At 72.9% G+C, this 23,804-nt stretch carries 19 protein-coding genes; 9 read left to right on the top strand and 10 right to left on the bottom strand.

Translation table 11 applies throughout. The features are described from left to right. Window positions 1-144: 144 nt before the first annotated feature. Window positions 145-1,368, bottom strand: coding sequence for a Glu/Leu/Phe/Val dehydrogenase dimerization domain-containing protein (locus LCD33_RS13175; protein ID WP_224966170.1), 1,224 nt, complete (start codon window positions 1,366-1,368; stop codon window positions 145-147). Between the two features lie 566 nt (window positions 1,369-1,934). On the opposite strand from LCD33_RS13175, the gene LCD33_RS13180 reads away from it, so the two are divergent. Together LCD33_RS13180 and LCD33_RS13185 are read left to right on the top strand one after the other, a co-directional pair. Next, the gene (locus tag LCD33_RS13180; protein ID WP_224958097.1) at window positions 1,935-2,822 is read left to right on the top strand and encodes a hypothetical protein; all 888 of its coding nucleotides are present in this window, start codon (window positions 1,935-1,937) and stop codon (window positions 2,820-2,822) included. Window positions 2,823-2,842: 20 nt separating this feature from the next. Beyond that, window positions 2,843-4,411 carry an amidohydrolase gene (locus LCD33_RS13185; RefSeq protein WP_224977903.1) on the top strand — a complete coding sequence of 523 codons (1,569 nt, stop codon included), beginning with the start codon at window positions 2,843-2,845 and terminating at the stop codon, window positions 4,409-4,411. 16 nt (window positions 4,412-4,427) lie between these two features. Here LCD33_RS13185 and LCD33_RS13190 read toward each other — a convergent pair whose 3' ends face one another. Together LCD33_RS13190 and LCD33_RS13195 are read right to left on the bottom strand one after the other, a co-directional pair. Then, entirely contained in the window at window positions 4,428-5,213 is a 786-nt protein-coding gene (locus LCD33_RS13190) for a serine hydrolase (RefSeq protein ID WP_224966172.1), read from the bottom strand. 10 nt (window positions 5,214-5,223) lie between these two features. Then, window positions 5,224-6,168, bottom strand: coding sequence for an ornithine cyclodeaminase family protein (locus LCD33_RS13195; protein ID WP_224966173.1), 945 nt, complete (start codon window positions 6,166-6,168; stop codon window positions 5,224-5,226). 412 nt (window positions 6,169-6,580) lie between these two features. Between LCD33_RS13195 and LCD33_RS13200 the strand changes: the two genes are divergently transcribed. The 5 genes from LCD33_RS13200 to LCD33_RS13220 all read left to right on the top strand — a co-directional run bounded on the left by LCD33_RS13200 (window position 6,581) and on the right by LCD33_RS13220 (window position 13,899). Next, entirely contained in the window at window positions 6,581-8,164 is a 1,584-nt protein-coding gene (locus LCD33_RS13200; RefSeq protein ID WP_224966174.1) for an aldehyde dehydrogenase family protein, read from the top strand. Beyond that, window positions 8,161-9,303, top strand: a complete 1,143-nt coding sequence (locus tag LCD33_RS13205) for an FAD-binding oxidoreductase (protein ID WP_224966175.1) — start codon at window positions 8,161-8,163, stop codon at window positions 9,301-9,303. Before LCD33_RS13200 ends, LCD33_RS13205 begins: the two co-directional genes overlap by 4 nt. Window positions 9,304-9,450: 147 nt before the next feature. Beyond that, window positions 9,451-10,626 (top strand): Glu/Leu/Phe/Val dehydrogenase, encoded by a 1,176-nt coding sequence (locus LCD33_RS13210; RefSeq protein WP_224958109.1) that lies wholly within the window; start codon window positions 9,451-9,453, stop codon window positions 10,624-10,626. A gap of 5 nt (window positions 10,627-10,631) precedes the next feature. Continuing rightward, entirely contained in the window at window positions 10,632-11,708 is a 1,077-nt protein-coding gene (locus LCD33_RS13215) for a LysR family transcriptional regulator (protein ID WP_224958112.1), read from the top strand. Then, a complete protein-coding gene (locus tag LCD33_RS13220; RefSeq protein WP_224977904.1) occupies window positions 11,692-13,899 on the top strand; it encodes a thiamine pyrophosphate-dependent enzyme in 2,208 nt (735 codons plus the stop codon). The genes LCD33_RS13215 and LCD33_RS13220 overlap by 17 nt, the downstream gene beginning before the upstream one ends. A 72-nt stretch (window positions 13,900-13,971) precedes the next feature. Here the strand turns inward: LCD33_RS13220 and LCD33_RS13225 are convergent, their stop codons facing one another. The 5 genes from LCD33_RS13225 to LCD33_RS13245 form a co-directional block, all read right to left on the bottom strand. After that, complete coding sequence (locus LCD33_RS13225; RefSeq protein WP_224958116.1) at window positions 13,972-15,366, bottom strand: FAD-binding oxidoreductase; 1,395 nt, start codon at window positions 15,364-15,366, stop codon at window positions 13,972-13,974. A 256-nt stretch (window positions 15,367-15,622) separates the two neighbouring features. Beyond that, window positions 15,623-15,811, bottom strand: coding sequence for a DUF397 domain-containing protein (locus tag LCD33_RS13230; protein ID WP_224958118.1), 189 nt, complete (start codon window positions 15,809-15,811; stop codon window positions 15,623-15,625). A 582-nt stretch (window positions 15,812-16,393) separates the two neighbouring features. After that, complete coding sequence (locus tag LCD33_RS13235; RefSeq protein WP_224958120.1) at window positions 16,394-16,990, bottom strand: MBL fold metallo-hydrolase; 597 nt, start codon at window positions 16,988-16,990, stop codon at window positions 16,394-16,396. Window positions 16,991-17,317: 327 nt separating this feature from the next. Continuing rightward, window positions 17,318-18,310, bottom strand: coding sequence for a phosphatidylinositol-specific phospholipase C (locus tag LCD33_RS13240; RefSeq protein WP_224958122.1), 993 nt, complete (start codon window positions 18,308-18,310; stop codon window positions 17,318-17,320). Window positions 18,311-18,373: 63 nt separating this feature from the next. Further along, window positions 18,374-19,366, bottom strand: a complete 993-nt coding sequence (locus tag LCD33_RS13245) for a Scr1 family TA system antitoxin-like transcriptional regulator (protein WP_224977905.1) — start codon at window positions 19,364-19,366, stop codon at window positions 18,374-18,376. Between the two features lie 179 nt (window positions 19,367-19,545). Here LCD33_RS13245 and LCD33_RS13250 point away from each other — a divergent pair, with 179 nt between their 5' ends. After that, window positions 19,546-19,770, top strand: a complete 225-nt coding sequence (locus LCD33_RS13250; protein ID WP_224958125.1) for a hypothetical protein — start codon at window positions 19,546-19,548, stop codon at window positions 19,768-19,770. A gap of 54 nt (window positions 19,771-19,824) precedes the next feature. Beyond that, window positions 19,825-20,754: a homocysteine S-methyltransferase gene (mmuM, locus tag LCD33_RS13255; RefSeq protein WP_224958127.1), complete on the top strand. Its 930-nt coding sequence runs from the start codon at window positions 19,825-19,827 to the stop codon at window positions 20,752-20,754. A gap of 314 nt (window positions 20,755-21,068) precedes the next feature. Here mmuM and LCD33_RS13260 read toward each other — a convergent pair whose 3' ends face one another. Both LCD33_RS13260 and ahcY read right to left on the bottom strand, forming a co-directional pair. Further along, complete coding sequence (locus tag LCD33_RS13260) at window positions 21,069-21,962, bottom strand: mycobacterial-type methylenetetrahydrofolate reductase (RefSeq protein WP_224958129.1); 894 nt, start codon at window positions 21,960-21,962, stop codon at window positions 21,069-21,071. 222 nt (window positions 21,963-22,184) lie between these two features. After that, window positions 22,185-23,645 carry an adenosylhomocysteinase gene (ahcY, locus tag LCD33_RS13265; RefSeq protein WP_224958132.1) on the bottom strand — a complete coding sequence of 487 codons (1,461 nt, stop codon included), beginning with the start codon at window positions 23,643-23,645 and terminating at the stop codon, window positions 22,185-22,187. Window positions 23,646-23,804: the final 159 nt, after the last annotated feature.

The following is a 23,804-nucleotide window of genomic DNA, read 5'->3' on the forward strand; positions in this document are numbered from 1 at the left end:
GTTTCAACCCACGTTCCCCCCCGCGGGGGGGCCCCCCCCCGGCGGTTTAACCCCCCCCCCCCACCCCCCCTTTCCCCCCGTTGGGGGGGGGCCCCCCCCCCGGGGGGGGGGGGGGCGCCCACGTTCCAGTCTGATGCGGTGAGCCTACGGAATGCTGACCAGCAGCCTCCCCTCGGCCTCCGCCACCTTGTTCTGCTCGGTCTGCCAGTCCGCGAGCCGCAGCGCGGCCGTGCGCGGCGTGGTGCCGTCGGCGTCCCAGGCCGCCAGCAGCGGCGGGATCTTCGCCAGCATCTCCTCCCGGAGCACGCTGAACGACAGCACCGGGTCGGCGTCCACCCGGCCCAGCAGCAGCCACCACGCCCAGGCGACCGCGCCGGAGTTCGCCACGAAGTCCGGGATCACCGGCACTCCGCGGTCCGCCAGCTGCCGCTCCGCTTCGGCGGTGATCGGCGTGTTCGCCGCCTCGATGATCACCTTGGCGTTGACCTGGGCCACCCGCTCCGGGGTGATCGCGTAGGACACCGCGGCCGGGATCAGCACGTCCACGTCGATCGAGAGCACCGCGTCCCGCGGCAGCCGCTGCACGTCCGCGGGCACCTGGTCGCGGTCGATCTCGCCGAACCGGTCCCGGGCCTCCAGCAGCGCGGGCACGTCGAGCCCGTCCGGGTGGTAGAGCGAACCCGCGGCGTCGGCCACCGCGACCACCTTCAGCCCGGCCTCGTGCAGGTACCAGGCGGCACCGCCACCCATGGTCCCCACGCCCTGCACCGCGACGGTGGTGCTCGCGTGGTCCCAGGCGCGGGCGTGCACCACGCCGAGGCAGCACTGCGCCACGCCGTAGCCGCCGACCACATCCCCGAGCAGCAGCCCGCCGGGAACGGGCGCGTTCAGCCCGGCCCGCACCCGGCGCAGCGTGTGCTCCACGTCGGGCGCCCGGCGGATCGCCGCGTGGTAGGACTGCTGCAGCCCGGCCTCGACGAACACGTCGTCGATCAGGTGCTGCGGCACGCCCAGGTCCTCGGCGGTCACCCAGTGCGCGTCGATCCACGGACGCATGGCCTCGACGAAGCGGCGCAGCACGCCGTGCGCGTCCGGGTCCTTGGGATCGCAGTCGATGCCGCCCTTGGCGCCACCGACCGGCAGGTCGAACACGGCGGTCTTGCGGGCCATCCCCCGCGCCAGGTCCTCCACCTCCGACATCGTGCATCCGGCGCGCATCCGGGTTCCGCCGGTCGCCAGGCCTGACACCAGGCTGTGCACGACGAGGAACCCGTTCTTCCCCGTCACCGGATCTGTCCAGGTCACCCTCATCAGCGGGTCGCAGTCGACGAGTGCCACCGGCCGAACCTCCTCCCAAGTGCAGTGCATGGCATGGGCGCCTCGATGCCCCCCACCAGAGTTACCTACAGAAGGGGCGTGTTCCGGCGAGGGAGTTCGAGCACCGCTCAGGGACTGGTCCCGCGGGGCCCGGCCCGGCTCGGCCGGCCGCACGCGCTGCGCGTCGTGATCACCGCCTCAAGCGGTGATCAGCCTCAATGTCGCAGCCAGAGCGATGAAGAAGCCAGCCAGCGGAGGGGACGGGGAAGGCCGTGCTCATGGGCCCGCATGGTCACCTCCACGTCTCGCCGGCGATGGATCGAAGCTAAACCCGAGCTGGATTTATTGTCAACAATCGTCGTATCCGACATTCGCGCCGTCATCCGAAGTTCACGGCGAAACCCGCCCGTGATGTGCCGGCAAGCCGCTGACCAGGCTAATCGGAGATCGCCGGGAAGGGGACAGCTGGCCGCCGACACTCACTCGTCCGGGGTCTTAAGCTCTGGGCGCGGCAGTTGTCCGCCCGCGGCTTCGCGCGGGTGAACGCAGGACGTCGGGCGCGCACGAGTTCGGGGAATCGGCTCCGCCGCCCGCGCACGGGCTGGGAGGATGCAGGCATGAGCCAACCGGGACTCCCCGAGCAGGGGCCCCACCGACCGGATCCGCAGGATCCGCCGGGTGCGCTGGACCAGGCGGCGCAGCAGAACCTCATCCAGGAGGTGGGCCGGGTGCTGCTGCGCTCCATGCCCCCCGCGTGGAGCGAGGTCACCGTCGAGTACCGCGCCGTGGGCGGGCACGCCGAGCTCGCCGCGCAACTGCTGGCTCCCAACGGCACCCCGATCCCGATCGCGGTCCCGGACGCGGTCGCGGGGCTGTTCGCCCGCCTCCGCCACGGCATGCACGAGGCCGACCGCGGGACCTGGATCAGCGCCCTCTACCGCCTGCAGCGGCCCAGCAGCTACAGCGTCGACTTCAACGGCGACCACGAGCCGGGCTGGAACCGCACCCCGCCGCCCGAGGAGTTCGCCGCGGAGCTGCGCACCTACCCGCGCGCGGGCGCGAACATCCCCGCCTGGCTCGCGCGGGGCGCGGGAATCCCGGACGCGACCGGCAGCGCCACCCGCACGCCCGCGCTGCGCACCGCGGAGGTCTTCGACTCGGTCGACGAGGACGGGCGCCCGCAGGTGGACCGGCCCGGGATCGACGACGCGGAGCTGCGCGGGCTCGTCGACTACCTCGACCGGGCGCCGGTGGTGCTGGCGGCGCGCAGCTACGACACCGACCAGCTCGACCCCGCCGCTCCCGCCGACGTGCCGCTGACCTTCCACACCGACGGCCGGTGGATCTGGCCCGGCGCGGTCGGCTACTACCTACGCAAGCACGGGGTCCCGCCGGACGCGGCGCTGGTCGACCACATCCGCGGCACCGGGTTCCAGGTCCCGGAGGTGGACGAGCACGACCGGGAGCTCGCGGTCTCGGTGATCACCGGCGAGGAGCATCGCTGACGGGCGCCGACCTGGCGTTCGTGGACGGCCCGGTCGTCACCTCGGACGCCGGCGGTTCGCGCACCGACGCGCTCGCCGTGCGGGCGGGCCGCGTCCTCGCGCTGGGCGAGCCGGCGGTGCGGCCGCTGATCACGAGCCGCACCGAGGTGGTGCGGTTGTCCGGGCGGCTGCTGCTGCCCGGGTTCCAGGACGCGCACGCGCACCCGGTGTTCGGCGGGCTGCGGCGGCTGCGCTGCGACCTCACGGCGGCGACGAGCGCAGCGGAGTGCCTGCGGACCGTGGCCGCGCACGGCGGTGCCGGCTGGGTGCTCGGCGGCGGCTGGGACTCGCCGCTGTTCCCCGGTGGCGCGCCGACCGCGGGCGAGCTGGACGCGGTGACCGGGGACCGGCCCGCGTACCTGCTCAACCGCGACCTGCACAGCGCCTGGGCGAACACCGCCGCGCTGCGCCTCGCCGGGGTGCGCGCGGACACCCCCGATCCCCCGGACGGCTGGATCGAGCGGGACGGGCGCGGCCGGCCCACCGGGACGTTGCACGAGGGCGCCGCGGACCTCGTGGCCCGCGCGTTGCCCGCCCCGGATCCCGGCGAGCACCGCGCGGCGCTGCTGGAGGGCCAGCGGGTGCTGCACGCGCACGGCGTCACCGGGTGGCAGGACGCGATCGTCGGCGCCTACTTGGGGCACGCGGACGTCTTGGACACCTACCGGGAACTCGACCGCGCGGGGCGGCTGCGCGCCAGGGTGCAGGGCGCGCTGTGGTGGGACCGCCGCCGCGGCGCGGAGCAGATCCCGGAGCTGGTCGAGCGGCGGCGTCGAGCGCGCGGCGAGCGGTTCCGGGCCGAGCACGTGAAGGTCATGCTGGACGGGGTGTGCGAGAACCGCACCGCAGCCATGGAAGCCCCCTACCTCGGCGAGCAGGGCCGCGGGCTGGCCCACCTCCCGGACGCCGAGCTGCGGGAGGTCGTCACCGCGCTCGCCGCCGCGGACTTCGCGGTGCACTTCCACGCCGTCGGTGACCGGGCGGTGCGCGCGGCGCTGGACGCCGTCGCCGCCGCGCCGGGTTCGGGGCTGCGCCACCAGATCGCGCACGTGCAGGTGGTGCACCCGAACGACGTGCCGCGGTTCCGGGAGCTCGGCGTGACCGCGAACGTCCAGCCGGCCTGGGCGGTCCCCGACGCGGCGATGACGGAGCTGACCATCCCGCGCCTCGGTGCCGAGCGCGCCGCGCGCCAGTACCCGTTCCGGTCGCTGCACGAAGCGGGCGCCCCGCTCGCCGCGGGCAGCGACTGGCCGGTCTCCGATCCCGATCCGCTCGCCGCGGTGCACGCCGCGGTGAACCGCCGCGAACCTGGCGGGGCCTCGGCGTTCCTGCCGGAGCAGGCGCTGCGGCTGGAGACGGCGCTGACCGCGCACACCGCGGGCGCGGCGCGCGCGAACGGGTTCGCCGCCGAGACCGGGTCGTTGGAGCCGGGCAAGGCGGCCGACCTCGTGGTGCTCGACCGCGACCCGTTCTCCCTGCCGCCGCAGGAGATCGGCCGGGCCCGGGTGGATCTGACCTTCGTGGACAGAGAACCCGTCCACCGGCGCTGACGACCGGCCGAGGACGTCACCCCAGCGCGTGGAACACGCGCAGTCCGAGGTCCGCGATGCGGTCGCAGGCGAGGCGGTGCGCGGCCCGCTCGTCGGCGAGCTCGTCCACCAGCACGGCCACCACCGCGCGCGGCCGGTGGTCGCCGATCAGCGCCACGTCGTGCCGGGAGTGCGCGATCTCGCCGGTCTTGTTCCAGCAGCGGACGCCCGCCGGCAGCAGCGCGGGCAGCCGATCGCGCACCTGCTGGCGGGAGAGCACGCGCAGCGCGTGCGCGGTCAGGTCCGGTGGCAGCGCCCGCGCGGTGGCGAGCCGGTCCAGGATCCGCGCCTGGTCGCGGGCGCTGGTCGTGTTCCGGCCCGGGGCCCGCACGTCCATCAGCCGCCGCTCCACCCGGGTGGCAGTGCACCCCAGGTCGGCGGCGCAGCGGGCGATCGCCGGGAAGCCCACGGCGTCGATCACCGCGTTCGTCGCGGCGTTGTCGCTGATCACGATCATGAGCGTGATCAGGTCGCCGAGGGCGAGCCGGTCCACTCCGGACAGTTCGTGCAGCACGCCGGAACCTCCGGCTCGTTCCGCGGGAACCGGCATCTGGTCGTCCAGGGTGAACAGTCCACCGTGGACGCCCCGCAGCGCGCTGATCATCACGAGCACCTTGATGGTGCTCGCCGGGTGCACCTCGCGGTCGGCGCCGCTGAGCACCGGCACCCGCTCGCGCAGGTCCCACGCGGCGAACCCGAGGCGGCCCGGGAAGTCCGGGCGCACTCCGGCAAGCGAGTCCGCCAACCGCCGCGCGAAACCCATCCGAGCCCTCCTAGAGCGTGCCGAGCACCGCGTGCGCCGCGGCGGCGTCCTGCACCCCCACGCCGACGCTGTTGTAGAACACCAGGTCCTCCGGCGCGGTGCGGCCCGGAGCGCGCCCGGTCAGCACCTCGCCGAGCGAGCGCAGCCGGTCCCGGTCCAGGTCGCCGTCGCGCAGCGCGCGCACGATCGGGCCGGCGTGGCCGGCGGCCGTGTCCGCATCGTCGACCACGACCGCCCCCGCGCGCCGCACGAGCTCCGCGTCGACCTCGTGGCGGTGCGGTTCGAAGGAGCCCACCGACACCACCGTGGCACCGGGTTCCAGCAGGTCGGTCGCGACGACCGGCTCGGCGCTCAGCGTGCAGGTGGCGATGATCGCGGCGCCGCGGACGGCCTGCTCGGCGGTGTCCGCGGGGCGCACGTCGAGCCCGAGTTCGGCGGCGAGCTCGGCGGCGAGCGCCTCCCGCCGCTGCCGGTTCCGGCCGTGCACGCGGACGCTCCGCAGCTCCCGCACGCGGGCGATGGCGCGCACGTGCGCCCGGGCCTGCACGCCGGAACCGAGCACCGCGAGGTCGGCCGCCGCTCCGGGAGCGAGGGCGTCGACGGCGACCGCGCTGCCCGCCGCGGTGCGCAGCTCGGTGAGCGCGGTGCCCGCCAGGACCGCGCGCGGTCCGCCGGTGCGGGCGTCGAGCACCAGAAGGGTCCCCGAGATCACCGGCAGGTCCAGCTCGGCGTTGCCCGGGTGCACCGAGACGAGCTTGGCGACGGCGCCGTGCTCCGGCGAGACGGTGCCGAGGTAGCTCAGCGCGGTGCCGGTGCCGCTGGGCACCGAGACCTTCGGGGCGAGCCGCGCCCGGCCGTCGGCGAGCGCTTCGAACGCGGTCCGCTGCGAGCGGATCGCCGTGTCGAGGTCCAGGGCCGCGGTCACGTCCGCGTCGGTCCACATCAGGTCGGTCATCGGTTCCTCCGGTTCGCGGTTCCCCCGCAACCTGGCACGCGGGGCGGGGTGCTGGGAACGGGGTTCGGGCACCGGGCTCTCGGGATGCGGGCTCTAGGGACGCGGGGCCCCGGGACGCGCGGCGGACGATCTCGCGGAGCAATAGCATCGCTGTCGCTCAGAACGTCAGGAAATCACTCTTCTGATGCTCGATGTTCGAACGCCTGCGCGGTTACCGTGAGTTCCACGGCCGGTCGCACACCGCAGCCGGCAGTCCTCCGCCGCTCCGGCGGCTCCCCGCTCCGCCCTGCCCCGACGCCCCGGTACCCGATTTCCCGGTTCCCGACGAGCGACTCGCCGACCGGCCCCGGCCGCCGACGGCACGAGCGCGAGCACGCACCCGCAAGCACGCACGAGGAAGAGGTGGACCACGGTGTCGACGACGGTGAGTTCGGTGATCGGAGCAGGCGCGCACGAGGCGGCGACCGGGTCCGGCACCGGAGAGTACCTCTCCCGCAACCCCGCGCGGCTGGACGACGTGGTGGCGCGGGTCGAGCTCGGCGGAGCGGACGCGGTGCACGCCGCCGCGAAGGCCGCCCGCACCGCGCAGCGCGAGTGGGCGCAGGTGCCCGCTCCCGTGCGCGGCCGGGTCGTCGCCGAGCTCGGCAGGCTGGTCGAGGCGAACAAGGAGTCGCTCGCCCGGCTCGTGACCAAGGAGATCGGCAAGCCCTACGCCGAAGCGCTCGGCGAGGTCCAGGAGATCGTCGACACCTGCGACTTCTTCCTCGGCGAGGGCAGGCGGCTCTACGGGCAGACGGTGCCCTCCGAGATGCCGGACAAGCAGCTGTTCACCTTCCGGGTTCCGGTGGGCGTGGCAGCGGTGATCACCGCGGGGAACTTCCCGGTGGCGGTGCCGTCCTGGTACCTGGTGCCCGCCCTGCTCTGCGGCAACGCGGTGGTGTGGAAACCGGCCGAGTACGCCGCCGCGGCCGCGCGCGCCGTCGCCGAGCTGGCCTGGCGGGCCGGGGTGCCGCGCGGCGTGCTGAACCTGGTGTACGCCGACGGCGAGGCCACCTACGCCGGGCTGGAGACCGCGCTGCGCGACGGCCTGGTCGACAAGGTGGGTTTCACCGGCTCCAGCGCCGTCGGCTCGCGCATCGGCGAGCTGTGCGGCCGCTACGCCCAGAGCCCCTGCCTGGAGCTCGGCGGGAAGAACCCGATGGTGGTGGCCGCGGACGCCGACCTCGACCTGGCCGTGGAGGGCGCGCTGTTCTCCGGCTGGGGAACGGCGGGGCAGCGCTGCACCTCGCTCGGCAACCTGATCGTGCACCGGGACGTGCACGACGAGTTCGTGAGCAGGCTCGACCGCGCGCTGCGCGACGCGGTGATCGGCGACCCGGCGCAGGAGGTGCTCTACGGGCCGCTGCTCGACCAGAAGTTCGCCAACGGCTTCGAAGCGGTGCTGGACACCATCGCCGACCACCACCGGGTCCTGGGGTCCGAGTTCGTCGGGCGGATCCGCGGTGACGCGCCGCGCGCCGGGTTCTTGGGAGACCCGGAGGCCGGGCTGTTCTACCACCCCGTGCTGCTGGACGGCTTGCGGCCCGAGGACCACGTATTCGCCCAGGAGACCTTCGGCCCGATCGTCGGGGTCAGCACCTTCGACAGCCTGGACGAGGCGATCGAGCTCGGCGACGCGCCCGGATACGGCCTCTCCGCCGCCGTCTACACCACCGACCCGGCCACGGCCTTCCGGTTCCGCCAGGGCACCCGGGCCGGCATGGTCAGCGTGAACAACTCGACCTCCGGCGCGGAGGCGCACCTGCCGTTCGGCGGCAACGGGCGGTCCGGGAACGGCAGCAGGCAGTCGGGCATCTGGGTGCTCGACCAGTTCACCCGCTGGCAGTCGTTGAACTGGGACTTCTCCGGCAAGCTGCAGAAGGCCCAGATGGACGTGGCCACCGTCGAGCCGGACCGCGGCTACCGGTTGCCGCCCGAACTGGGCGGCACCGAGTGACCCCGCCGGGCCGGGCCGAGGTCGTCGTGATTGGTGGCGGGGCGATGGGCACCTCCATCGCCTTCCACCTCGCCGAGGCGGGAGCGGATGTGCTCCTGCTGGAACGCGGCGAACTCGGCTCCGGCAGCACGGGCAAGGCGGCAGGCGGGGTGCGGGCGCAGTTCTCCGACCCGGTCAACATCGAGCTCGGTGCGCGCAGCCTGCGCGCGTTCGCCCGCTTCGACGAACGGCCCGGCGGCTGCATCGACCTGCGCCGGAACGGCTACCTGTTCCTGCTCACCGATCCGGCGGACGTGGCGGCGTTCGAGGAGTCCGTGCGGCTGCAGAACGCCTGCGGTGTCCCCAGCCGGATGCTCACCGCACGGGAGGCGGGCGAGCTCTCGCCACCCGTGTCCGTGGAGGACGTGCTCGCCGGCGCCTTCTCCCCCACCGACGGGCACTGCACCCCGGACGGCGTGGTGCAGGGCTACGCCGCCGGAGCGCGCCGCTGCGGCGCGCGGATCCAGCGGCACTGCGCCGTGACCGGCATCGAGGTCACCGGCGGTGCGGTGACCGGGGTGCGCACCGACGCGGGCCCGGTCGCCACCTCCGCGGTGGTGTGCGCGGCGGGCGCCTGGTCGGCGGCCGTCGGCGCGATGGCCGGGGTCGAGCTGCCGGTCCGGCCGCTGCGGCGGCAGATCCTGGTCACCGAACCGGCACCCGGGTTGCCCGACCGGTTGCCGTTCACCATCGACTTCGGGACCGGCTTCTACTTCCACGAGGAGGGGCCCGGCCTGCTGATGGGCATGCCGGACCCGCTGGACAGCGCCGAGCCGCACCTCGACGACGGCTGGCTCGAACTGCTCGCGGACACCGTTGAACAGCGGGCACCGGCGCTGGCCGCGCTGGGCGCGGCGCACCGCTGGGCCGGGCTCTACGAACTGAGCCCCGACCACAACGCGCTGATCGGCTCGGCGGCGGAGGTGCGCGGGTTCCTGTACGCGACCGGTTTTTCCGGGCACGGCTTCCTGCAGAGCCCGGCGGTGGGCGAAGTGGTCCGCGACCTGGTGCTGGACCGGCCACCACCGGTCGACGTCAGCGGGCTCGGCGTGGACCGCTTCGCCCGCGACGAGCACCGCCCGGAACGCAATCTCGTCTGAGCACCCCGTCGGCGGACCCCTCGACCTCCGCTCGCGCGCGGAACCGTTCGATCCGCACCGGTGGCCGACCGACCGGACCGCCGAGCACGCCCCGGAACCCGCGCGGTTCCGCCATCGCAGCACGACGACATCACGCTGGAGGCAGCCGTGAACGACCCGTTGCAGTCGATCGACGAATGGGGCCCCGAGAAGATCGTCTGCGTCTCCGACTCCCGGACCGGGATGCGCGGCGTGCTGGTGGTGGACAACACCGCCCGGGGCACCGGCAAGGGCGGCATCCGGATGAGCCCCGCGGTGACGGTCACCGAGATCGCCCGGCTGGCCCGGGTGATGACGTGGAAGTGGGCCGCCGCCGACCTGTTCCACGGCGGTGCGAAGGCGGGCATCGTCGCCGACCCGGCCGCGCCGGACAAGGAGCGCGTGGTGCGCGCGTTCGCGCGCAAGCTCGCCGACCAGATCCCCGCCAGCTACGTCGCGGGCCTGGACATGGGCATGACCGAGCGGGACGCCGCGATCATCCAGGACGAGCTCGGCGACCGGGGCGCCGCCGTCGGGGTGCCCGAGGTGCTGGGCGGCGTGCCCTACGACGAGCTCGGCGTCACCGGGCACGGCGTCGTGGCCGCGTTGGACGCGGCGCTCCGGCTGCGCGGCCGGCCGATCGCCGGGGCGCGGGTGTCGGTCCAGGGGTTCGGCGCGGTCGGCGCGGCCGCCGTCCGCCGCCTGCACGAGCTCGGTGCGCAGGTCGTCGCGCTGTCCACAGTGGACGGAGCGGTGCACGACCCGGACGGGCTGGACGTGCCGTGGTGGCTGGCGCGCCGCACCGAGCACGGCGACGCCTGCGTGCGCGACGCCCCGGCGGTCAAGCGGCTCGACCGCGGCGCCGAACTGCTCGTCGACTGCGACGTGCTGCTGCCCGCGGCCGGGCAGGACGTGCTCGGCGCAGAGCTCGCCGCCGAGGTCCGCGCCGACCTCGTGGTCGAAGGCGCCAACCTGCCGACCACGCCGGGAGCCCGCGCGGTGCTGGCCGACCGCGGGATCACCGTCGTGCCGGACTTCATCGCCAACGCCGGGGGTGCCATCGCCGCCGGATTCGCGATGGACGCGCGCCGGTCCGCGTTCCGCCCCGCCGCGGACCGGATCCTCGACGAGGTCGCCGAGCGCTGCCGCGACAACACCTCCCTGGTGCTGCGCTCCGCGCGGGACCGCGGCCTCGATCCGCGCACCGCCGCGCTGGACCTGGCGCAGGACCGGGTGCGGGCGGCGATGGAACTGCGCGGCCGGTCGGCGCGGGCCGAGGCGGAACCGATCGGCGCGGGTGGCTGATCAGCGTGCTCAACCCGATCCACCTGCGGACCCTGCAGGAATGCGTGCGCACCGGCTCCTTCGCGGAGGCGGGCCGGGCACTGGGCTACACCGCCTCGGCGGTGTCCCAGCAGATGGCGCTGCTCGAACGCGCCGTCGGGGCTCCGCTGTTCGAGCGCTCGGCGCGCAGCGCCCGCTGCACCGCGCTCGCCGTCCGGCTGACCGAACGCAGCCGGGACGCGCTGGGGGCGCTGGAATCCCTCGAACGCGAGGTGCGCGCGATGGTCAGCGGCGAGGAGGGCAGCCTGCGGCTGGCCGGTTTCGCCACCGCCAACGCCCGCATCCTGCCCGGCGTGCTCGCCTCGGTGCTCGAACGGCGCCCGCACGCGGAACTGCAGCTGGACGAAGGCGAACCGGACGAGGTGGTGGACAGCGTGCTCGACGGCGTGCTCGACGCCGCGGTGGTGTTCGAGTACGACCTGGACCCGCGCCAGTGGCCCGCGGAGCTGCGGGTGGACGAAGTGGTCTCCGAACCGATGCGGCTGGTGCTGCCCGCCGGGCACCGGCTGACCGGCGCGGCGGAGATTCCGCTGCACGAACTGGCCGACGAACCGTGGATCTGCACCCGCCGGGACACTTCGGGGGCGCGATCCCTGGTGCGGCTGGCCGCCGCGAGCGGGTTCGTCCCGCGGATCACCTTCCGCAGCAACGACTACTCGGTGATCCGGGACCTGGTGGCCCGCGGCATGGGCGTCGCGCTGCTGCCCGGACTCGCGCTCGGCGCCGGGTCGGTGCGGATCATCCGGCTCGCGGGCCGGCAACCGCAGCGCCGGGTGCGCGCGCTGTACCGCAAGGAGAACACCAACCCGCTGCTGCCGATCGCGCTGGACTGCCTGCACCGAGCGGGCGCGGACCTCGCCGAGCGCTGGGCGGGCGAGGGCGAGTTCCCCGTGTGGCCCGACGGCGCCGAACCCGGCCGAGAACCCGCCGCCCCGCCGGAAGGACCGGTCGACCTGCGGTGGCACGACACCGAACCGGAAGCGGGCGCGGGTCCCGTGGTCGGTGCCCGAGCGGAACGGAGTGATCATGAACCACGTCGGTGAGCAGGTCGAGCAGATCGACGAGCACTTCCGCACCGCGGTGGCGGAACTCGCGCCGGGCGACGAGCCCGGCCCCGCCGACGGTCCCGTCTCTGATACCGCACTGCTGGACCTGTTCGACGCGCAGGCCGGGAGCAGGCACCTGGACTTCGCCGCGCGGTCGCTGGGCCGCCGCAAGCTCGGCTTCTACAGCATCGGTTCCAGCGGGCACGAGTCGAACGCCGCGGTCGCGGCCGCGCTGCGGCCCACCGATCCGGCGCTGCTGCACTACCGCTCCGGGGCGTTCTACCTGCGTCGGGCCGCACAGGTTCCGGGGCACGACGCGCTGCGGGACGTGCTGCTCGGCGTCGTCGCTTCCGCGGAGGAACCGATCTCGGCGGGCAGGCACAAGGTCTTCGGGCACGGCGAGCTCGGCATCGTCCCGCAGACCTCCACCATCGCCTCGCACCTGCCGCGGGCCACCGGGCTGGCGTTCGCGCTGGGCCGCGCCGAGCGGCTCGGGCTGCGCTGCGAGTGGCCGCCGGACTCGGTGGTGGTGACCAGCTTCGGCGACGCCTCCGCGAACCACTCCACCGCGCTCGGCGCGATCAACGCCGCGGCGCACACCGCGCACCAAGGTCTGCCGGTGCCGCTGCTGCTGGTGTGCGAGGACAACGGGATCGGCATCAGCGTGCGCACCCCACCGGACTGGATCGCCGCGGCGCGGCACCCGGCGCTGCGCTATTCCACTTCGGACGGTGCCGATCCGGTCCGCTGCCTGGAGATCGCGGCCGAGCTGGCGGACTGGGTGCGGGTGCACCGGCGGCCCGCGCTGCTGCACCTGCGCACGGTCCGGCTGATGGGGCACGCCGGTTCCGACGTCGAATCGGGCTACCGCACGAGGTCCGAGATCCTCGCCGACCACGCGCGAGACCCGCTGCTGGCCACCGCGACCGCGCTGGTGCGCCGCGGCGTCCGCTCCCCCGGCGCGGTGCTGGAGCGCTACGAGGCCGCGCGCGCCGCGGTCGCCCGCACCGCAGAGCAAGTGCTGTCCCGGCCGAAGCTCGCCGACCGCGCCGAGGTGATGGCCGCGATCGCCCCGGCGCATCCCGCGGCGGTGCGCGACCGGGCGACCCGCGTCGAACCGGGGCGCGCGGCGCACTTCGGCACCGCGCCACCGGAATCGGAAGGCCCGCTCACCCTCGCCGAGTCGATCAACCGCGGGTTGGCGGACGCGTTGGCCACCGATCCCGGGGTGCTCGTGTTCGGCGAGGACGTGGGGACCAAGGGCGGGGTGTACGGGGTGACGCGCGGCCTGCGCCGGAGCTACGGCGGGCTACGCGTGTTCGACACCCTGCTCGACGAGCAGAGCATCCTCGGCACCGCCCTCGGCAGCGGGCTGGCCGGGATGCTGCCGATCCCGGAGATCCAGTACCTCGCCTACCTGCACAACGCGGCGGACCAGCTGCGCGGCGAGGCGGCGACGCTGGGGTTCTTCTCCGACGGACGGTTCCGCAACCCGATGGTGGTGCGGATCGCGGGCTACGGCTACCAGAAGGGGTTCGGCGGGCACTTCCACAACGACAACTCGGTGGCGGCGCTGCGGGACATCCCCGGCCTGGTGGTGGCCTCCCCGTCCCGGCCGGAGGACGCCGCGGCGATGCTGCGCACCTGCGTGGCCGCGGCGCGCGAGGACGGGCGCGTATGCGTGTTCCTCGAACCGATCGCGCTCTACCACGAGCGGGACCTGCACGAGCCGGGCGACGACGGCTGGCGCGCCCGGTACCCGGCGCCGAGCGAGGAGCACGTGCCGATCGGCCGGGCCCGCACCCACGGCGACGGCGGCGAGCTGACCCTGGTGACCTTCGGCAACGGCCTGCCCAGGTGCCTGCGGGTGGCGCGGCGCCTGCGCCGCGAGGGCGCGGGTGTCCGGGTGCTGGACCTGCGCTGGCTGAGCCCGCTGCCCGCCGCCGACCTGCTCGCCGCGGCCCGGGCGACCGGCCGGGTGCTGGTGGTCGACGAGACCCGCCGCAGCGGCGGCGTCTCCGAACCGGTGGTGACGGCGCTGGTCGACGGCGGTTTCACGGGACCGATCGCCCGCGTGACCAGCGCGGACAGCTTCATCCCGCTCGGCGCCGCCGCAGGGCACGTGCTGCTGGACGAGCAGACCGTGGAGGACGCCGCCCGAGACCTCCTCCGCGGGCGACCGAGATGAGCTACCGCACCCGAGCCCCAGCAGAGCCGAGCGCGGCCCGATCGATCGACCGAGGCTGGGCGAACGAGGAGATCACCCCTCCGGCGTGCCGAAGACCTTGCCGGGGTTGAAGATCCCCGCCGGGTCGAGGCCGTTCTTCACCGCGTGGTGCATGCCGACCACGGTGGGCCCGAGCTCGTCGTGCAGGCCCGCCCGCTTGAGCAGGCCGATGCCGTGCTCGCCGCTGACGGTGCCGCCGAGGGCGATGGCGTCGGCGACGATGTCGTCGAACGCGCGTTGCGCCCGCGTCCGCGCCGCCTCGTCCCCGGCCGGGGTGATGATCAGCGGGTGCAGGTTGCCGTCCCCGGCGTGCGCGATGTTCGCGATGAGGGTGTCGTGCCGCTGCGCGGCCGCCTCGACCTTCGCGAGCATGTCCGGCACCAGGGCTCGCGGCACGCACACGTCCTCGGTGAGCAGCGGGCCGAGCCGTTCCAGCGCCGGGTACGCCAACCTGCGCGCGGCGAACAGGGCGTCGGCTTCGTGCTGGTCGGTGGAGGCGGCGCTGAAGGTGGCGCCGCCCTTCTCGAAGCACTCGACGAGCGTGGCGACCTCCTGCTCACCCGCCTCGCCCGGAGTGTCGGAGCGGCCGAGCAGCAGCACTTCGGCTTCGTCGCTGAGACCCATGTTCTTCCACTCGTCCACGGCGCGCAGGCAGTGCCGGTCGAGCAGTTCCAGCGCGGAGGGCACCACGCCCGAGGCCGCGACGGCGGCGACGGCTTCCCCGGCGGCGACGAGCGAGTCGAAGTAGCCGACGACGGTGCGTTCCGGGGCGCGCACGCCCGGCAGCAGCTTGACGGTGATCTCGGTGATGATGCCGAGGGTCCCTTCGGAGCCGACGAACAGCCCGCACAGGTCGTAGCCGGTGACGCCCTTCGCGGTGCGCCGTCCGAGGCGCACGACCTCGCCGCTGCCGACGACGGCTTCGAGCCCGAGCACGTAGTCCCGGGTGACGCCGTACTTCACGCAGCACACCCCACCGGCGTTGGTGGCGACGTTGCCGCCGATCGTCGACCAGGGCGAGCTGGCCGGGTCCGGCGGGTACCAGGCGCCGTGTTCACGGCAGGCGGCCCGGAAGTCGTCGTTGACCACGCCGGGCTGGGTGACGGCGAGCTGCTCCCGCGGGTTGATCTCGAGGATCCGGTTCATCCGCTCGAAGGAGATCAGCACGCAGCCGTCGAGGGCGTTGGCACCGCCGGAGAGGCCGGTACCGGCGCCGCGCGGCACCACGGGCACGCCGAGTTCGTGGCAGACCTGCACGACCGCCACCACGTCGTCGGTGCTCTCCGGGCGCACGACGGCGGCGGGGGTGCCGTGCGGGGCCCACTCGGCTTCGTCGTGGGCGTACCGGCCGACGGAGTCCGGGTCGGTCACCAACCGCTGTTCCGGTACCCGTGCCCGCAGCGCCGCGAGCGTGCTCTCCGTGTCCATCACGCCTCCGTTCCCACCTGACTTCCCCCCCCACGTTAACCCGGTGCGGTGACACCACCCAGCACCGTTCCGGAAAACGCGATCATGGTCTCCCCCGCGGACGCCCCCGGCCCCGCCGCAGGTGAACGGCCCACCGTCCGCTCTCGGCGAGTCCTACGAGCCCGGTTCCGGCACGACGGCGACAGGTGCGTTCGCCCATCGCCGTCGGACGAACGGGGTGCTCACCTGAGGCCGCGCAGCGGCCGCGACGGACGGGTCAGGGGTGGTGCCAGTGGTCGGAGCCGACGAGGTCCAGGAAGCCCCGCCAGCGTTCCGGGGAGACGCGCAGCCGCGCGCCGTGCGGTTGCTTGGAGTCGCGGATGAGGGTGACATCGGCGCAGCGGGCGACCTCGACGCAGTTGCCGACCGAGCCGCTGCGGCTGCTGCGGAGCCATTTCTCGGACATGCCGGCCCTCTCTGCTGGAGACGGGTGACAGGTCCATCTTCGTTGCTGCCGCGGCGTGTTCCAGTGGGCACCTGCAGTAACACCGTGCGCCGAGCGAAGACGGGCGCTGCACCGTTCGCCCGGCCCGGCGGCGCTGTCCGGTTCGGCCGGGCGAACCGACCGGCGGCCCCCAGCACCTGGCGGCACGAACCGGCGACCGCGCGACGCTCGACCGGACGACCCGGCGACCGCACGAACGCCTCGGCGGTGCGCACCACCTGGCCGCAGCGGTCGGGCCGGTCTTACCGGGTGGGGCTGCGGCGGCGGGCTGCGGCGTACGCGCGAGGTTCGCCGGCGCTACTGGCTGGCAAGAACGGGTGGACGCTGCCGGAGGTGACCGGCGATGCCGGCCCGGATGGGACGCAGCGGCTGCCGAATGTCGCGACCTCGGATGCCGACGGGTCCGCGATGACCTACGCGCGCACTCCGCATCCTCGGGTACGCCTGCCTCGCGACACCGGGCCGGGTTCGACGATCCACGACTTCGGCACTACCGGCGAAGACACGAACCAGATCACCGAACCCGGCTGGAGCACCAACGGTTCACAGGGACTCGCCGGGCGCCGGATAGCGGTAGTCGCTGTCGGTGGCTTGCGCGAGCCAGTTGTTGATGCTCCGCAGGCCGCGCTCGTTGAGCATGGCATCGTGGATCGCGAACGCGCGTCGCGGGTGCACAGCGTTGACGAACTCGACGGCTTCCGCGAGTTTCAGCCAGGACGCGTGGGCCGGAACGAGCAGCGTCTCCACCGGCTGCCCGGGCACGTGCAGCGAATCGCCGGGGTGGTAGAGCGAACCGTCGACCAGATAGCCCAGGTTCGCGCAGCCGGGCTGTCCGTTGTGGACGGCTGCGTGCGGGCTGCCGAACGCGAGCACCGGGAAACCCGCTGCGGTGAACGCTTCGCCGGAAGAGACGCCGACGAAGTCCACACCGGTGATGGCGGCGCCGGCCGGCGCGTAGACCGGAACGCGGAGCCCCGCCAAGCGGAGGACGTCGATGTGGTCCGCGTGCTCATGGGTCACGAGCACGGCGTCCGCGCCGATGAGCGCCCCCGGCTCACTCCAGGTCCCCGGATCGATGACCAGGACCCTGCCCTCGTGTTCCAGCCGTACGCAGGCATGGGTGAACTTGGTGATCCGCACGGCCGCAGTGCCGCATTCCTCGGTTACCGGTCGCGGCGGTTCTCCTCGCCCGAGACTGCGCGGAAATCCGGCGAGCAGGACCGTTCGGTCAGCCCCGTGCACTGGACCGGTTCGAGTCCGCTGCCCCGCTCCCGGACCAACGGCACGATCGAACGCTTCGCCCACACCCCGACCGCGGCAGCCGGGCCACGTCCGGCACCACCCCAGGCCGCTACCAGCAGCAATCCGATCACGAAAGGTGAAGATCACGAACTGCTGCTGGAGCATCGGCCGCTCGAACCACCGGACCGACGACCCGACCGGCAGCGCGAACGGTGCCGCCGCGGGTCAGGAGTTGCGCGCGATGATCTGGTCGATGAGCTCCCCGCCGGGGAAGTCCATCAGCACGACCCCGGTGCGCGGCACGTCGTTGCCCGCGAGGTGTTCGAGCGCGTGGTCGTTGACGCCGCGGATGCCGCCGGTGCCGCAGGCCACGGTCTTCGGGTCGGCGCCGAGGCTGGATCCGCTGCTGAAGTTCCAGAACATCTCGCCGGAGTCGGCGCCGTTCGTCTTGTCCCAGTGGTCGCGGACGTGGTTCCACTTGGTCTCGATGTCGCCGATGGTCGGCACCTGGTACTCGTCCTGCACGTACTCGCCCCAGTTGTCGTTGGTGAACTGGGACAGCCCGTACCCGTCGACGAGCCCGCCCTGCGCTTCCTGCAGCGAGCCGAGGACGATCTTCCCGCGCACCGAGCCGAGGTCCGGCATCCCGTCGTCGGCGGGGTTGAGCAGCCGCCCGCCGTTCGGGTCGTTGTCCCGGTACCAGTCGAGGATCTCGGCGGTGTCCTTGGAGCTGTTCTCGTCGGTGCAGGACCCGATGTCGCCGGTGCACTCGGCCTTGAGCCGCAGCACGATCGCCTCGCCGGGGTGCGCGGCGAGGAAGCCGTCGGCCTTGGCAAGCACGTCGGCGAAGTTGGCGTTCTGGTAGAAGGTGCCGTGGTGGATGGTGAACAGGTCGTCCACCTTCCGCACCCGGATGTCGATGGCGCGAACCCCGGCGTCGAGCTGCGCGGTGAGCGTTTCCGCGCTGTCGCCGTGGTCCTCCTGGGTCTGGGTGATGTCGCCGCCGTGCAGCGAGAGCGTGTCGTGGGTGCCGGGGATGGACAGCGCGGCGAGGCTGGTGTCGTCGGGCAGCCCGCCCATCCAGTCGGGGTGCGAGGCGTCGGTGAGGGTTTCGCAGTAGGCCGTGGCGGCCTGCGCGGTCCCGGCGGGCACGAGGGTCACGGCGAGCGCCGCCGCGAACGTGACGGCGATGCGGGCGGTGGTCGAGGCGGTGGTCATGCGGCGATGATCGCGCCACCACCGCCGCTCCCGGGCCCTCCTGGCGACATCCCGCCAGGCCGTTCACCCGCCGAAGCGCCCGCGCACCACCGAGTTCAGGAATCCGTGCCACCGCGCCGCCGGAATCCGCAGCCACGCGCCGTCAGGTTCCTTGGAGTCCCGCACCCGGGTCTCGGCGGGGGCGATGGCCACTTCGACGCAGTTGCCGTTGGAGCCGCTACGGGTGCTCTTGCGCCACACCTCAGCCATCAGACTTCGCCCAGTTCCTCGCAGATCCGCCGGATGAGCTTCGCAGAGCTCTGCTCGCACAGCGCTTTCGAATCGATATCTTCCACTCCGCTGATGAAGGGTCCAACGTCCTGGGGGGCGAGTCAGGAAGAGCCCGACTCGACGCGCTTCGACGTACACGTGGGGTTCGCGCGCCGGGAACTCGAGCACGACGAAAGCACCGTCCAACCCGGCGTGGACCCCTGCATCGCGCGGCACGACCTGAATTCGGACTCGCGGGTTCTCCTGAACCCGGTTCAGGTGCTCGAGCTGGTGGCGGGTGGCCGTGTTCCCGCCGATCACTCGGCGCAGCGCGAACTCGTCGACGAGGAAGCGCACCGACGGGCCGTCCGGCCGGGTCAACAACGCCTGCCGAGCCAGCCTCGTCGATAGCAGCCATTCGGCATCGTTCCCGGTTCCGATGACGGCGCGGGCGTACTCAGGTGTCTGCAGCAGTCCCGGCGCCAGGCCGAGGGAGACATCGGTGATCTCCGAAGCCCGCGTCTCCAACGCCACCAGGCTGGTGATCTGCTGCGCGGTGGCGGGTCCGGTCGCCAACCAGGCGGTGCTGAAGTCGGTGCCGTCCACGTGCTCGATCAGCTGGTCGCGGCGCCTTCCGGTGATGCCGTACACGGCGCACAGGGCGATGACCTCTTCCGGTTCCGGTGTCCGCGTCCCGAGTTCGGTGCGGGCGATGGAGGTGTGCGAGACACCGATCCGTTCGGCCACCGATCGGGTGGACATCCGGCATTCCTCGCGGGCCTTGCGCAGACCCGCGCCCAGCCCCACCTGACGCACCTTGCTCCCCGCCGCACCGGCCTACCTCCGCTTCCGCGCGTTCCGTAGGCACACTTCGTGAAACAGCTGATACACCAGCGATTCTCACCCCGATTTGCAACCGGCTGCCGTGCCGGCCGGAAGGCTTCTAGCGTGCGCTTCACGCAATCGGTTGATCATGAGGAGCGAGCGTGGCGAACGAGGGATGGCGCATTCCGGCAGAGATGGATCCGGCGAGCGCGGAGGTGGTGCTGAGCGTCGCGACACCGCGTTCGGTGGCGCTGCGGCAGGGAGAGGCGGCGATCGAGCTGACCACCGCGCAGCTCGGTGAGCTGGCCGACCGGGCGTTCTACCTGCACGAGCTGATGCGTGCCGAGCAGTCCGACGTGGCGGAGGGGTGGCAGCCCACCTGGTGAGAGCCGCGACGTGGGCGGCGGGAGCACGCGCGCCGGAAGGATTACCTTGCCCGTATGGGTGTCGGGGTGGACGAGCTGGTCGCGGGCGGTCCGCGGATCTTGGACGGCGGGCTGGCGACGGCGCTGGAGGCGCGGGGCGCGGACCTGTCCGGCGGGTTGTGGTCGGCGCGCTACCTGGTGGACGCGCCGGACGACGTCGTGGCGACGCACGAGGACTTCTTCGCCGCGGGCGCGGAGGTCGCGAAGTCCGCCGGGTACCAGGCGAGCTTCGAGGGGTTCGCGGCGCACGGCATCGGCCGCGAGCAGGCGGCGGAGCTGATGCGGCGCAGCGTGGAGCTCGCGCAGGAGGCCGCGCACCTGGCGCCGGTGCCGCACCGGGTGGGCAAGACCGCGGCGCACCGCACCGGCCGGTTCGTGGCCGCCTCGGTGGGCCCGTACGGGGCGGTGCTCGCGGACGGCTCCGAGTACCGCGGCCGCTACGGGTTGGGGCACCGCGAGCTGGTGGCGTTCCACCGCGCGCGGATGGAGGTCTTCGCCGAGGCCGCGCCGGACCTGTTCGCGCTGGAGACGGTGCCGGACGTCGACGAGGCGGCCGCGCTGCTGGACGCGTTGAGCGGGCTCGGCGTCCCGGCCTGGCTGTCGTACACGATCTCCGGGGAGCGCACCCGCGCCGGCCAGCCCTTGGACGAGGCGTTCGCGCTCGTGGCCGGGCGGGACGACGTGCTCGCGGTCGGGGTGAACTGCTGCTCCCCCGCGGACGCGACCCGCGCGGTGCCGGTGGCGCGGGCGGTCACCGGCAAACCCGTGGTGGTGTACCCGAACAGCGGCGAGGGCTGGGACGCGGTGCACCAGCGGTGGACCGGCACCTCGCGGTTCGACCCGGCGCTGGTGGACCGGTGGGTCGCCGACGGTGCCGCACTCGTCGGCGGCTGCTGCCGGGTGTCCCCCGCCGACATCGCCGCGATCGCCGAACGCCTGCGCTGACGAGAACGGACCGCTCGGCCCAAGGGAGTGGCCGAGCGGTCCGTTCGATGCGCGGCGCCGAACGCCGGTCCCAGAGTGGCGCACGACCAGGCATCAAGCCCGCGCCACCGTTCTCATCTGCTTCCCGTCAGCGGCGGAGCCGCTGAGCCGCCGACGACGTATGCAGCCGACCCACCCGCGGGTTCTCAGCGGTTCTCTCGCGAGGACAGCGTTTCCCTCGTGGCGGAGCCACTCGGGAAAAAGATCCCGCAGCAAGGGGGCCGCTGAGGTTCCGCCACCCGCCCACTACGGAGGAAGACCCGAGCAAAGGCCCCTCAGGCCGCCCGCTGGGCCGGCGCCCAGTAGTCGATCATCTCGGCGAACACCTCGAACGCGGGCTTCGAGTACCCGTACGGGGCTTCCAGGTGCAGGCTCAGCGGGAACCCGAGCCCCGCCACGCCATCGATGACGCTCTTGTACAGGTCGAGCAGCTTGCGCTTGCGCTCCTCGAAGCTCAACCCGGTGATGGAGGCGACGAACCGCTGCTCGGCTTCGACCGCCGGGTTGCCCGGGTCCTGGATGAGCCAGTCGATGAGGCCGCGCTTGGCCTCCACGCCCGGTACGAAGCCGAACGACAGCAGGATCTCCGGCCGGTGCGGTGTCTTCGCGGCGAACTCCCGCAGGAATCCGACGATGGCGTCCGAGTACAGCAGCTGCGTCATGCCGTAGTTGGCGCCGCGTTCGCACTTGAAGTTGAACCGGCCGTGCTCGCCCTCGCGGGTCGGGATGAGGATGGAACCGCGGTTCGGCACCACGTCCTGGAACTTGGCGAGCGCGTCGGTGGGCGGCACCCCGCCGCCTTCGCCGTCGGACATGGTGCGGGGCACGCCGACGAACGCGATGCCCTCCATGCCCGCCTTGCGCAGGTCCACCAGCCGGTCGCCGAGCTGCTGCTCGTCGAGGAAGGCGGTGACCTGGGTGCACAGCCCCTTCACGTCGCCGATCTCCGGGCGCACCGCGTTCCAGAAGTCGATGACGTCCATCTTCGGCTTCATCTCGATCGGGCGGTCGTCGTCCTCGGCGATGATGCCCGGGATCATCAGGTGGCCGATGCGGTCGGCGAGCCCGGCAGCGCGGCTGTTCTCGGCCACCTTGCGGCCTTCCGCCACGGCCTTCTCGTGTCCACCGTCGAGGTCGGGCGGTGCCAGTTCGAGTGCGATCGTGTCCATGTCGGCCTCAGGCCTTCCTTCCTCGCGGGTCCTCGCGAACCCGCCCGGCCGCGCGCGTGGGGGCCGGGCGCGTGCGGACCGCGACCGGAAATCGGGTTCGAGGGACGGGAGCGGGAGGGCGCCGACCCCTCGACGGGTCTTGTCGTGGCAGGCGGGGGCCGCCACCGCCCGGGACGAGGTCCGGGCGGTGGCGCCCACGCGGGGCTGGTCCGCGGTGGCGGATCAGTACCGGTAGTGCTCCGGCTTGTACGGGCCGTCCACGTCGACGCCGATGTACTCGGCCTGCGCCTTGGTCAGCTTGGTGAGCTTGACGCCGAGTGCGTCCAGGTGCAGGCGGGCGACCTTCTCGTCCAGGTGCTTGGGCAGCACGAAGACGTCCTTGCCGTACTCGCCGGGCTTCGTCCACAGCTCGATCTGCGCCAGGGTCTGGTTGGTGAACGAGTTGGACATGACGAAGCTCGGGTGCCCGGTGGCGTTGCCCAGGTTCAGCAGCCGGCCCTCGGACAGCACCAGGATGGAGTGGCCGTCGGTGAAGGTGAACTCGTGCACCTGCGGCTTGATCTCGACCTTCTTGATGCCCGGGGTCTTCTCCAGACCGGCCATGTCGATCTCGTTGTCGAAGTGGCCGATGTTGCCCACGATGGCCTGGTGCTTCATCTTCGCCATGTGGTCGGCGGTGATGATGTTGAAGTTGCCGGTCGTGGTGATGAAGATGTCGGCGAACTCGACGACCTCGTCGAGGGTCTTGACCTCGTAGCCCTCCATCGCTGCCTGCAGCGCGCAGATCGGGTCGATCTCGGTGACGATCACGCGAGCGCCCTGGCCGCGCAGCGACTCGGCGGAGCCCTTGCCGACGTCGCCGAAGCCGGCGATCACGGCGACCTTGCCGCCGATCAGGGTGTCGGTGGCGCGGTTGATGCCGTCGACGAGCGAGTGGCGGCAGCCGTACTTGTTGTCGAACTTCGACTTGGTGACCGAGTCGTTGACGTTGATCGCCGGGAACAGCAGCTCACCGGTCTTCACCAGCTCGTAGAGCTTGTGCACGCCGGTGGTGGTCTCCTCGGTGACGCCCTTGATCTCGGCGGCGAGCTTGGTGAAGCGGTCCTTGCTCTTCGCCAGGCTGTTGCGCAGCGTCTCCAGGACGACCTTGAACTCGTCCGGGTCGTCGTCGGTGGCCTGCGGGACCGCACCGGCGGCCTCGAACTCGACGCCCTTGTGCACGAGCAGGGTGGCGTCGCCGCCGTCGTCGAGGATCATGTTGGCGACCTTGCCGTCGCCGAACTCCCACAGCTGGTCGGTGCACCACCAGTAGTCGGCGAGGGTCTCGCCCTTCCAGGCGAAGACCGGGACGCCGGCGGGCTTGTCCGGGGTGCCGTTCTTGCCGACGACGACCGCCGCGGCGGCCTCGTCCTGGGTGGAGAAGATGTTGCAGGACACCCAGCGCACCTCGGCGCCGAGCTCGACCAGGGTCTCGATGAGCACCGCGGTCTGCACCGTCATGTGCAGCGAACCCGCGATCCGCGCGCCCTTGAGCGGCTTGGAGTCCGCGTACTCCCGGCGAGTAGCCATCAGACCGGGCATCTCGTGCTCGGCCAGCCGGATCTGGTGCCTGCCGGCCTCGGCCAGGCTCAGGTCGGCGACGGCGAACTCGATGCCGTTGGCCTTCTGCAGCTTCGCGCTCATGATTTCCTTTCTAGAGTTCCCTGCTCGGGTTTCATCCCTGTCAGGGCGCTTTCCCTGCTCGGGTTTTCCGCGGCACGGGGGGCCGGGCCCCCCGCGGCGGACCGGGGCGCGGCCGCGCCCCGGGCCCCGGCGGTGTATATGTGGCAACCCGGGGGGGGG

Source organism: Saccharopolyspora sp. 7B (genome assembly GCF_020177435.1).
Taxonomy (GTDB): Bacteria; Actinomycetota; Actinomycetes; order Mycobacteriales; family Pseudonocardiaceae; genus Saccharopolyspora_C; species Saccharopolyspora_C gregorii.